The 11,979-nt window shown below is 59.0% G+C and carries 9 protein-coding genes; 1 reads left to right on the top strand and 8 read right to left on the bottom strand.

Annotation, left to right across the window (positions count from 1 at the left end):
* Position 1: 1 nt before the first annotated feature.
* The 8 genes from gcvH to arcD (C6382_RS05470) all read right to left on the bottom strand — a co-directional run bounded on the left by gcvH (position 2) and on the right by arcD (C6382_RS05470) (position 10,129).
* The gene (gcvH, locus tag C6382_RS05505; RefSeq protein ID WP_107023536.1) at positions 2-385 is read right to left on the bottom strand and encodes a glycine cleavage system protein GcvH; all 384 of its coding nucleotides are present in this window, start codon (positions 383-385) and stop codon (positions 2-4) included.
* 276 nt (positions 386-661) lie between these two features.
* Positions 662-2,170, bottom strand: a complete 1,509-nt coding sequence (locus tag C6382_RS05500) for a sigma-54-dependent transcriptional regulator (protein ID WP_107023535.1) — start codon at positions 2,168-2,170, stop codon at positions 662-664.
* Positions 2,171-2,260: 90 nt separating this feature from the next.
* Positions 2,261-4,786: a dermonecrotic toxin domain-containing protein gene (locus C6382_RS05495; protein WP_107023534.1), complete on the bottom strand. Its 2,526-nt coding sequence runs from the start codon at positions 4,784-4,786 to the stop codon at positions 2,261-2,263.
* A gap of 129 nt (positions 4,787-4,915) precedes the next feature.
* Positions 4,916-5,278: a DUF5064 family protein gene (locus tag C6382_RS05490; RefSeq protein ID WP_107023533.1), complete on the bottom strand. Its 363-nt coding sequence runs from the start codon at positions 5,276-5,278 to the stop codon at positions 4,916-4,918.
* Positions 5,279-5,332: 54 nt separating this feature from the next.
* On the bottom strand, positions 5,333-6,265 hold the full coding sequence (arcC, locus tag C6382_RS05485; RefSeq protein WP_107023532.1) for a carbamate kinase: 933 nt from the start codon (positions 6,263-6,265) through the stop codon (positions 5,333-5,335).
* Between the two features lie 68 nt (positions 6,266-6,333).
* Positions 6,334-7,344: an ornithine carbamoyltransferase gene (locus C6382_RS05480; protein ID WP_107023531.1), complete on the bottom strand. Its 1,011-nt coding sequence runs from the start codon at positions 7,342-7,344 to the stop codon at positions 6,334-6,336.
* Positions 7,345-7,413: 69 nt separating this feature from the next.
* The gene (gene arcA, locus C6382_RS05475) at positions 7,414-8,670 is read right to left on the bottom strand and encodes an arginine deiminase (RefSeq protein ID WP_107023530.1); all 1,257 of its coding nucleotides are present in this window, start codon (positions 8,668-8,670) and stop codon (positions 7,414-7,416) included.
* Positions 8,671-8,701: 31 nt separating this feature from the next.
* Positions 8,702-10,129: an arginine-ornithine antiporter gene (gene arcD, locus C6382_RS05470; RefSeq protein ID WP_107023529.1), complete on the bottom strand. Its 1,428-nt coding sequence runs from the start codon at positions 10,127-10,129 to the stop codon at positions 8,702-8,704.
* A 439-nt stretch (positions 10,130-10,568) separates the two neighbouring features.
* Between arcD (C6382_RS05470) and arcD (C6382_RS05465) the strand changes: the two genes are divergently transcribed.
* Positions 10,569-11,979 (top strand): arginine-ornithine antiporter (gene arcD / locus C6382_RS05465; protein WP_107023528.1); only part of this gene is annotated, 1,411 nt, incomplete at its 3' end.

The following is an 11,979-nucleotide window of genomic DNA, read 5'->3' as shown; positions in this document are numbered from 1 at the left end:
CTCAGGCGTCAGCGTTGGCGGTGATCAGGCGGTCGTAAGCATCCTGGTCGAGTAGTTGCTCAACCGCGTCGGCATCGGCGGGAATGAAGCGGAAGAACCAGCCTTCACCCAGCGGATCTTCGTTGACCAGCTCAGGGTTGCCTTCGAGTTTGTCGTTGACTGCGACCACTTCACCGCTCAATGGCATGTACACGCCGCTGGCAGCCTTTACCGATTCAACGGTCGATGCTTCGGCGCCCTTGTCGTAGCTTTGCAGCTCCGGCAGTTGCACGTAGACCACATCGCCCAGGGCGTTCTGGGCGAAGGCAGTAATCCCGACGGTGACACTGCCGTCAGCTTCAGTACGCAGCCATTCGTGATCTTCGGTAAAACGCAACTCGCTCATGGAAACTCCTCAAGGGTAGGCGTGGCTCAGGTTCGGCACTGAGCGCTGATAATGAGGATTTCCTTAGCAATTTCGCGGCCATTTATAAAAAGTTCATATAAATCAATAAGATATATTTTATACAGGACAATAAGAAATCGTTGGTGTAGCGAAATCGATACATTCGAAGGCAAGAAAAAAACATCAAGGGGATCAAAACCTTGCAGAACAGCGCTTTCGCTGTTCCGTACTGAAATCGTTACGCTGTAGCGATTTCGGTACGGATGTAGATCGCTTTCAGGACTTGGCCGGGATCCCGTATTTGCGCAGGCGGTGCGCGATGGCGGTATGCGAGGTCTGTAGGCGACTGGCCAGTTGGCGGGTAGAAGGGTAGCTGGCGTAAAGCTTTTCCAGCAGGGTACGTTCGAAATCCTCCACCGCCTGTTCCAGGCTATTGACGTCGCCATCATGTTCGCGCGCTACCGAGGTGCCGGCGATGTCCAGATCGCCGATGTCGACCAGGCTGCTTTCGCAGATGGCCGCCGCGCGGAAGATCACGTTCTGCAACTGCCGCACATTGCCCGGCCAGCGGTTGCCGAGCAGGGCGGCATAAGTGCCTGGGGCCAGGCGGCACAGAGGGCGCTGGATCTGGGTGCAGGCCTGCTGCATGAAGTAGCCGGCCAGCAGCAGGATGTCCTGGCCGCGTTCGCGTAGTGGCGGCACCTGTAGGTTGAGTACGTTCAGGCGGTAGAACAGGTCTTCGCGAAAGCTGCCTTCGGCAACCATTTTCTCCAGGTCGCGGTGCGTGGCGCTGAGGATCCGCACATTGACCTTTACTTCGCGATCACCTCCCACCCGGCGGAAGCTGCCGTCGTTGAGAAACCGCAGGAGCTTGGCCTGCAGGTACGGCGACATTTCACCGATTTCGTCGAGGAACACCGTGCCCTGGTTGGCCAGTTCCATCAGGCCTGGTTTACCGCCGCGCTGGGCGCCGGTGAAGGCGCCAGGGGCATAGCCGAACAGTTCGCTCTCGGCGAGGTTTTCCGGCAGTGCCGCGCAGTTCAGCGCCAGGAACGGCGCACTGTGACGGCTGCTGATCGCGTGGCAGGCGCGGGCTACCAGCTCTTTGCCGGTACCGGTTTCACCATGGATCAGCAACGGCGCATCGAGGGCCGCCACGCGCAGGGCGCGGGCCTTGAGGGTGCGGATCGGCGGCGAGTCGCCGAGCAGGGCATCGAAGCCTTCGGCGTGATCGTGGTGCAAGGCCGACAGCCGTTCACCGATGCGGTTGGGCTGGTACAGGGTCAACAGGGCGCCGGCATTGGTGATCGGGGTGGCATCGAGCAACAGGGTCTGACCGTTCAGCACCACTTCGCGCATGGGCAGGCGGAAACCCTGTTCGATCAGCGCCTCGAGCAGGCCGGGGTCGTCAAACAGATCGACTACCGAGCGATCGGAGGGCTCCTGACCGCACAGGGCTACCAGCGCCGGGTTGGCCAGGAGTACGTGACCGGCACTGTCCAGCGCCAGCACCGGGTCGCTCATGGCGGCGAGCAGGGCATCGAGTTGCAGGTGGCGGCGCTGGCCGGGAAGGATGTCGACGACCCGCACAGACTGCACGCCGTGCACGTTCAAGAGAGCGTCGTGTAGTTCTTCCAGCACATGCGGACTTAAAGTCGGGGCATCAATGTAGACGTTGGGTGGCACCATCTCCACGGCATCCAGATTGAGGTTGCGGGCGCCAAGCAGGGCCAGCACCTCTTGGGTGATGCCGACGCGGTCGATGAAGCTGACGTGGATGCGCATGAGGGGGCGGGTTCAGGTTGCCGAAGAGGGCAAGTATGCCTTAAATCGCAGGGCAAGCCTGCCTCGCCGACGTTTATCGCGATACAGGTGTCACGACCAATGTTCGGCCGGGAAGAACCGATCCACCCAGGGCGCGTTGCCCACTCGCTCGACATAGCCCTGACGCTCGAATGGCTCACCCGTGCGTAGTTCGTACATCGGCTCTGCTACGGGTCTGGGCACTTCGCGAAGCTTGAACCTGACGAATCGGTAGTGTTGTCCTTGCACCTCGCCGATTTCCTCGATGCGGAACGTGCGGCCCGGCATAAACAGCACTTCCGCCTCTTGCCAGTGCAGCGACAGTGGTGAGACCGGGGCACCACTGAGCTGCTCGCCCCCGGCCAATTCGTACAGTACCGTATGCTCGCCAAAATGCCCGGACACCTCGGCGAGCGGGAGATCGGCAGCATTTTGGGGCAGCATGAACCGACGGGGAATATACGGGTTTTCGGTAAACGAGGTGATGTCCGTGGTGACCAGCACATCTCCAGCTTTGATCGCACCTTCCCGATACCGGGCACCGAGGGTCACCCGTGGCGCTCGGCCACCTCGCCACAGTAGTGCAGCCTTGCTCTTGGGTAACTGCTCCAGGGAGCCCGCGAGGGTGTCAATAAAGTCGAGCAGTTCCTCTTTGGCAAAGCCCTGCAGGCGTGAGCCGTCGCCCCTGAACAGATCGTTGACCTTGGCCATGTGGCTGCTGTATTCCATGACCAGATCGTTATTGAATTCACCTTCCTGCCTGAAGGTATAAAGGCGCTGTCCATCCACCTCCACGAAGTGGTGGCCGAACGCATCAGCCGCAGTCATGTGCCCCGCGAACTCCGGCAAAGCGGCCTTCTCCAGCAAGCGGGTCTGTCGATCAAGCAGCGCCAGGGAAAGCCTGTCACTCAGCCTGGGATCAGGCTCCATATAGGTATCCCAGAATTGGGTTGTCAGTGCATCGACGTTACCGCCAGGTGCATGTAAGCGCCAACGACCATCAAGCCCGCGGCGTACCATCAGGCTTTCTCGCAGCTCAAGTGAGTCGAGGTCGCTCATGACCATCCATTGGGACCACTTAGCGTTGTAGCGTACAGGCAAGGTCAAGTCGTCGATCTCGACCCAGGTGTATCCCATATCATTCATCATCAGGCCCTGAAGTCGGTCCGATGCCAAGGTGCGCGCTGCCGCAACGCGTTGGTCCAGTGACGCCAGGACGTGCCTGGCCCGTGCCGCTTCCCGCACTGGTTGCAGCAGTTTCGGCACAAGTTTGCTGAAGTGCGGTGGAGCACGGTAAAACAAGGCCTTGAGGCCAAGACCTGTATCGATGATGAAGAACACGGTCAACAACGCGTCACCGATGGAGGCAAGGATGGCCTGGGTACGCTCGTCGCTCGATCGTGCGTCCACTGCCGCCTTGATATCCAGCCCCAAACGGCTGGCGCTGGCTCCCACCATGACCAAGCCGATTGGCCAGGCCATCGCTGTGAAACCACCGAAGACCAGCAAAAAGGCTCCCAGATAGCCGCGCCAAAGTTGCCTGCGTAGTTCAGTGTTGCTGACCAAGTTGCGCAGGGTAAGGCTCAGGTCAGCTTTGACCCAGAGCAGCATTGTGTCGAATAGATCCGCTGACACCAGTGCTATGCCCTCGCCAAAAGGCCACTTCGGGGAGGCATGCGAGCCGATGCGTTGGCGCACCGCCTGCAGTTCTGCCTCCTGTGTCTGAGCCGGCATTTGCGGGGGTATTCTGTAAACCGCGTGCAGCCAGGCGGGACCATCGTTTCCAGCCAGATGCCCAGTTAGCCACTGGACCATATCAGTGTGGCTGGCAAAAGCTCGGAGTGGGGTTTGAAGCGAGGGGGCATAGAGCACCGTACGGCCTGATGTGTGCCTCAGGGTAATCAGGTGTCCATTCCCCGGCGTGAAGTAAAGCACCCGCATCTGCGTGCCATGACCGGAAGCAGACAATGTGGTCAACGTCAGCGGGAGTCCTTCTGTGAGACCGAGCCAGGCCCGCAGATTTTGCTGATCGACCGTATCGAGCGTGCCTGCCTTAGCGGCCTGGTCGATCTGGGCAATGAATTGGGCTTTGGCCAGTACAGGGAAGTCTCGTCCCTGTTCTCCCCAGAAACGTTCAACCTGAGCGTCAACCACAGCGGCGAAATCCAACGTCCACAGGTAGTCCATCACCTTTTTTGGTGACAGCGCCACTTCGTTGGCGGCGTCGTATTGATCAGCCTCAGGGCCACGGGTATAGAAGCCGCCGAACACGGGTAGGGTGTCAGGCGCGCCCTGGAAGCCGCCATTGAAACGGTGGATCAGCAACTGCGTAAAGCGCATTGAGCGTATTGGCGGGCCAGAGTGCCGCCAACCGGTAAATGTCGGGGCGCTGACACCGAGATCGAACTCGTGCCACCAGACCTTGTCGGGGTCCAAGGGGGTGCCGGTTTGTTCAAATAGGTAGGCACTGGCCGTCTGGTGGGCCAGGCGGTAGGGGTCGGGCCAGGCTTCAAGGTAATTCCGGGCTTTTTCCATTACCGTTTGCGCATCTCCCAGCGAGTCCAGGCTGTGCGCGAAATGGTCAAGATCGATTGTCATGTTGAAGATCCTCAGCGGTGCGGAAGATCTTCGATTAGGCCTGGCCGGGTGATGGTAATGGGGGTATTGGAGTAACACCCCCGGCCATGATGACCTCTTCGCGGGCTTGCCCGTGAAGAGGTCCGAGGGTTACTCGAAATGTTCTGGTTTGATCGGGTCGCCGGATTTCATGTTCAGTTGAACACGCACATCTTCGAACATGGCGTCGTAGTGTTTGTGCACCGAGCCAATGCTGCTGTATGCCTTGGGAATGCCGTACTTCTCGGCGATTTTCGTTACATTGCTGGCGAAGTTGTAGGCTTCTTCCTTGGGCAGGAAGAACGTCTCGCTCATGTCCTTGCCCTGGATCGATCCATGCATCGTGAACTGCATGCCAGTGCCTTTACTGGGATCCTTGGCAACTTCGTAATCGATCTTGATGTCGTAACTGACGTCATCCTTGGTCAATGCGTGACGCTCGATGTGCAGGTGACCGGGTGTGAACGTGGCCATGAAAGGCTCCTCTGGAAGGTTGAAAAGGGCGGGTCTCAAGTCCGCCCAACTGCATCAACGGTAGCTTATTCCAGGCTTGGCCGTGGTGACACGAGTACCGGCAGTCCCTTTGACGATATCTTCGATATCCGCCAGCGAACCGATCACCGCGACTTTGCCGGTTTCACGGGCAAATTCGCAGGCAGCCTGGACTTTCGGACCCATGGAGCCGGCGGCGAAACCAAGGCGTTCAAGTTCGTCTGGATGAGCTTCGGCGACGGCTTTCTGGGTTGGTTTGCCCCAGTCGATGTAAGCAGCATTGACGTCGGTGGCGATGACCAGCAGGTCGGCCTTCAGTTGCTGAGCCAGCAAGGACGAGCACAGGTCTTTGTCGATCACCGCCTCTATGCCGCTGAGGACTTTGCCGCTCTGGTCGTAGATGGTCGGGATGCCACCGCCACCGGCACAGATCACCACTGTGCCTTTTTCCAGCAGCCATGTGATCGGGCGAATTTCAAAAATGCGTTTTGGTCGAGGACTGGCTACTACGCGACGGAATTTGTCTCCGTCCGGGGCAATGGACCAGCCTTTTTCTGCGGCCAGGCGCTCAGCATCTTCTTTGGAGTAGACCGGCCCGATCGGCTTGCTCGGTTTCTGGAAAGCCGGGTCCTTGGCATCGACTTCAACCTGGGTCAGCAGGGTGGCAAACGGTACTTCGAAGGCCAGCAGGTTACCCAGCTCTTGCTCAATGATGTAGCCGATCATGCCTTCGGTTTCAGCCCCGAGGACGTCCAGTGGATAAGCTTCGTCCGGTTTGTAGGATTGCGCTTGCAGCGACAGCAGGCCGACTTGTGGGCCATTGCCGTGGGCGATGACCAGTTCGTTGCCGGGATGAATCTTGGCGATCTGTTCAGTGGCGATGCGGATATTGGCGCGCTGATTGTCCGCGGTCATGGGTTCGCCACGGCGCAGCAGGGCGTTACCGCCCAATGCAACAACGATACGCATGATGAGTGTCCTTCTAGGAAAGAGAGAAGCTACCCCCTCCCACAGGGGGAGGGGCAGCTCCAGAGGTCTTACAGGTCAGCCAGGGTCGAAACCAGGATTGCCTTGATGGTGTGCATGCGGTTTTCCGCTTGCTCGAAGGCGATGCAGGCTGGCGACTCGAATACGTCGTCGGTGACTTCAATACCGTTGGCCAGGTTCGGGTATTGCTCGGCGATCTGTTTGCCGACCTTGGTGTCGGCGTTGTGGAACGCTGGCAGGCAGTGCATGAACTTGGTCCGTGGGTTGCCGGTGGCTTTCATCAGCTCGGCGTTGACCTGGTATGGCAGCAGTTGCTGGATACGTTCGGCCCAGGCTTCAACCGGTTCGCCCATCGATACCCAGACATCGGTATGGATGAAGTCAACGCCCTTGACCGCCGCTTTGGGGTCTTCGGTCAGGGTGATGCGGGCGCCGCTTTCTTCCGCGTATTTCTTGCAGCGGGCGACCAGGTCGTCATGCGGCCACAGGGCTTTAGGTGCACAGATTCGCACGTCCATGCCGAGTTTCGAGCCGACCAGCAACAGCGAGTTGCCCATGTTGTTGCGGGCGTCGCCCAGATACACGTAGCTGATCTCATGGATCGGCTTGTCGGCGTGTTCACGCATGGTCAGCACGTCGGCGATCATCTGGGTTGGGTGGTATTCGTCGGTCAGGCCGTTGAACACCGGAACGCCAGCAAACTTGGCCAGCTCTTCGACGATTTCCTGTTTGAAACCACGGTACTCGATGGCGTCATACATGCGGCCCAGAACACGTGCGGTGTCCTTCATGCTTTCTTTGTGGCCGATCTGCGAGGAGTTGGGGTCGATGTAGGTGACGTTGGCGCCTTGGTCATAGGCGGCGACTTCAAAAGCGCAACGGGTACGGGTCGAGGTTTTCTCGAAAATCAGCGCAATGTTGTTGCCTTTGAGGTGCTGCTGCTCGGTGCCGGTGTACTTGGCACGTTTCAGGTCGCGGGACAGGTCCAGCAGGTAACGCAACTCGCGAGGGGTGTGGTGTTCCAGGCTCAGCAGGTTACGGTTGTGGATGTTGAACGCCATGATGATTCTCCTTGGATGCGGTGATCGGCCCGGCCGGCACCGGGTAAGTGCGGCCGGGTTGATGGTCGTTTAGTAGTCGATAGGGTCACGAACGATTGGGCAGGTCATGCAGTGACCGCCGCCACGGCCCCGGCCCAGTTCGCCGGCGCTGATAGTGATGACCTCGATACCGGCCTTGCGCAGCAGGGTGTTGGTGTAGGTGTTGCGGTCATAACCGATGACCACACCCGGCTCAACAGCCACCACGTTGTTGCCGTCATCCCACTGCTCGCGTTCGGCGGCGAAGCTGTTGCCACCGGTTTCGACGACGCGCAGTTTCTTCAGATTGAGGGATTCGGCGACCACCTCGATGAAGGTTTTGTTCTCGCGGCGCACGTCCATGCCATAAGGCTTGCTGTTGTCCGGACGGATGACGAACGGCACGATTTCCTTGACCACTTCCGGGAAGATCGTGACCAGGTCGCGGTCGCAGAAGCTGAACACGGTGTCCAGGTGCATGGCGGCGCGAGATTTCGGCAGACCGGCCACTACGACTTTCTCCACTGCGCCTTTGGCGAACAGCGACTGCGCCAGTTGGCCGATGGCCTGGCGCGAGGTGCGCTCGCCCATACCAATCAGCACCACGCCATTGCCGATTGGCATGACGTCACCGCCTTCGAGGGTGGCTTTGCCATGGTCCTTGTCTGGATCGCCGTACCAGATTTCGAATTCGGCACCGGTGAACTCAGGGTGGAACTTGTAGATGGCGGTGGTCAGCAGGGTTTCCTGACGTCGCGCCGGCCAGTACATCGGGTTCAGGGTGACGCCGCCGTAGATCCAGCAGGTGGTGTCGCGAGTGAACTGGGTGTTCGGCAGTGGGTCGAGCAGGAAGCTGGAGTGCCCCAGGTAGTCGCGGTACATCTTGATCACACTGGAGCCTTCGCTATCCGGCAGGTCTTCACCGGCCACGCCGCCGATCAGGAACTCTGCCAGATGACGTGGCTCCAGGCCTTCGAGCCAGCTGCGCACTTCGTTGGTCAGACCGACGCCGACGGTGTCAGAGGTAATCTTGCGGTCGAGGATCCATTTCAGCGCTTCGGGTTGCGCAACGATATCGGTCAGCAGGTTGTGCATTTCCAGCACTTCGATGCCGCGTTCACGCATTTTGGTGACGAAATCGAAGTGGTCGCGCTTAGCCTGATTGACCCAGATGACGTCGTCGAACAGCAGCTCGTCGCAGTTGCTCGGCGTCAGGCGCTGGTGCGCCAGACCAGGGGAACAGACCATCACTTTGCGCAGTTTGCCGGCTTCGGAATGTACGCCGTACTTAACTTTTTCCGTGGACATGGTTATTTCCTCCAAGTTGCGAATACGGGGGTTACAGAGTCAGGAAGCCGTCGTAGAGGCCATAGGCTGCCACCAGGGCGCCAATAACCACGGCGGCGAAAAGCAGCTTCTCCACGTTGGTAAAAACCGGTTGGCCGACCTCGCGCTTGGCCTTGGCGAACAGGATCACGCCAGGGGCATAGAGCAGTGCCGAGAGCAGCAGGTATTTGACGCCACCGGCGTACAGCAGCCAGATCGCATAGACCAGGGCGATACCGCCGATGATCAGGTCTTTCTTGCGTTCGGCCAGGGCTTGTTCGTAGGTCTCGCTACGCCATGCCATAAGGAAGGCATAGGCCGCCGACCACAGGTAAGGCACCAGGATCATCGAGGTGGCGAGGTAGATCAGTGACAGGTAGGTACTGGCCGAGAACAGGGTGATGACCAGGAAGATCTGCACCATGGCATTGGTCAGCCACAGGGCATTGGCCGGTACATGGTTGGCGTTCTCGCGGCGCAGGAACTCAGGCATGGTGTGGTCTTTGGCGGCGGCGAACATGATCTCGGCGCACAGCAGCACCCAGGACAGCAGCGCACCGAGCAGCGAGATGATCAGGCCGACACTGATCAGCACCGCGCCCCAGTGGCCAACGACGTGCTCAAGCACGGCGGCCATCGACGGGTTCTGCAGTTTGGCCAGCTCAGGTTGAGTCATGATGCCCAGCGACAGCACGTTGACCAGGACCAGGAACAACAGCACGGTGATGAAGCCGATGACCGTTGCCTTACCCACGTCTGAACGTTTTTCCGCCCGGGCCGAGAAGATGCTCGCGCCCTCGATACCGATGAACACCCAGACGGTGACCAGCATCATGTTGCGCACCTGGTTCATCACGCTGCCCAGGTCCGGGTTCATGCTGCCCCAGATGTCAGCGGTGAAGATGTCCAGTTTGAACGCGAACAGGGCGATCAGGATGAACAGCGCCAGTGGTACAACCTTGGCTACGGTGGTGACCAGGTTGATGAAGGCGGCTTCCTTGATCCCGCGCAGCACCAGAAAGTGCACGGCCCAGAGCAATACCGAGGCGCCGATGATGGCGGCCGGGGTGTTGCCCTCGCCAAAGATCGGGAAGAAGTAACCCAGGGTGCTGAACAGCAGGACGAAGTAGCCGACGTTGCCCAGCCAGGCACTGATCCAGTAGCCCCAGGCGGACGAGAAACCCATGTAATCGCCGAATCCGGCCTTGGCGTAGGCATACACACCGCCGTCCAGATCCGGCTTTCGGTTGGCCAGGGTCTGGAACACAAAGGCCAGGGTCAGCATACCGATGGCGGTGATCCCCCAGCCGATCAGAACAGCGCCTACATCAGCACTGGCAGCCATGTTTTGTGGCAGCGAAAAGATCCCGCCGCCGATCATAGAACCGACTACAAGTGCGACCAGGGCACCAAGTCGTAGTTTTCCGGGAGCGTCTGACATCGAATAACTCCGTATCAGGAGAAGAGATGACGCTAGAGTAAATCCAGCGACGTATTCACTAGCTGATTCAGGTCAGTTAATAGAACAATCCATTGCTTTCCTTGACTGAAAGAGCTCCCCCGGAGTATGCCGATGGCACTGCTGCAAGCCTCGTGCACAGGCACCTCCATGGTGTTTAGAGCATTCGCTCTGACAGCCTGCGAGATATGACGCTAGCCCGTTTCACAGCTTTCGCAAATTTTTGACGAGATTTTCTCTTATTTACGTGAGGGGCGAGAATAGTGCACAAAACTCACCATCTAGTATGCCTGGCATAGACGTCATAGTTATGATGGCTCTAGTTTTAAAGACTGAATATCTATAAACGCCTAGACTGTGCATATATTTAACTCAGGGTGAATCGCTGAGGTTACAAAGACAAGACAGAAAGGGGGATTTCATGTCCGAACCTGGACAAAAACTGCGCCTGGGTGCGTTGATCGCTCTGGTGGTCGGTTCGATGATTGGTGGCGGAATTTTCTCCTTGCCGCAGAACATGGCCGCCCGCGCTGACGTCGGTGCAGTGCTGATCGGCTGGGGGATCACGGCGGTGGGCATGTTGGCCCTGGCCTTCGTGTTTCAGACCCTGGCCAATCGCAAGCCGGAGCTCGACTCGGGAGTGTATGCCTACGCCAAGGCCGGCTTCGGCGACTACATGGGTTTCTCGTCCGCCTGGGGCTACTGGATCAGTGCCTGGCTGGGCAACGTCGGTTACTTCGTGCTGTTGTTCAGCACCCTGGGCTTTTATTTTCCGCTGTTCGGTGAGGGCAACACGCCGATCGCCATTGCCTGCGCTTCGTTGCTGCTGTGGGCCGTGCACTTCCTGGTGCTGCGCGGGATCAAGGAGGCAGCGTTCATCAACCAGGTGACCACTGTGGCCAAGATCGTGCCGCTGGTGATGTTCATCGTCATCGCTGCGGTGGCGTTCCGGGCCGACATCTTCACGCGCGATATCTGGGGGCTGAGCAACCCGAAATTTGGCAGCGTGCTCGATCAGGTGCGCAACATGATGCTGGTAACCGTGTTCGTGTTCATCGGCATCGAGGGTGCCAGTGTCTACTCAGGTAGAGCGCAGAAGCGCTCGGACGTGGGCAAGGCCACGGTGATCGGCTTCATTGGTGTGCTGGCCTTGCTGGTGCTGGTCAACGTGCTGTCGCTGGGGGTTATGACCCAGCCGGAACTGGCGGCGCTGCAGAACCCGTCGCTGGCCTCGGTGCTGGAACATATCGTCGGCCCTTGGGGGGCGTTGCTGATCAGCCTCGGCCTGGCGGTTTCTTTGCTCGGTGCCTTGTTGTCCTGGGCGTTGCTATGCGCCGAGATCCTCTTTGCCACGGCCCGCGACCAGACCATGCCGCGCTTTCTGGCCAAGGAAAACGCCAATCATGTGCCGGCCAATGCCCTGTGGTTGACCAACATCATGATCCAGCTGTTCTTGCTGATCACGTTGTTCTCGGCCGGCACCTATACCAGCCTGATTTATCTGGCGTCGTCGATGATTCTGGTGCCTTACTTGTGGTCGGCGGCTTATGCGGTGTTGCTGGCGGTGCGGGGTGAGACCTACGAGGGACATGCCAGCAGGCGACGCAAGGATTTGCTGATCGCTGGCGTCGCTCTGGTCTACGCAATCTGGCTGCTGTACGCCGGTGGCTTGAAGTACCTGCTGCTCTCTGCGCTGTTGTATGCGCCGGGTGTGATCCTGTTTGCCCGAGCCAAGCATGAGCAGGGCCAGAGCTTGTTCACGCATTGGGAGAAGCTGATTTTCATGGTGGTGCTGGTAGGGGCGGGGGGGGCTGCTTACGGGCTCTCTAGCG

The sequence above is a fragment of the Pseudomonas sp. BBP2017 genome, assembly GCF_003024385.1.
Lineage (GTDB): Bacteria > Pseudomonadota > Gammaproteobacteria > Pseudomonadales > Pseudomonadaceae > Aquipseudomonas.
This window is presented reverse-complemented; position numbering and strand designations above follow the sequence as displayed.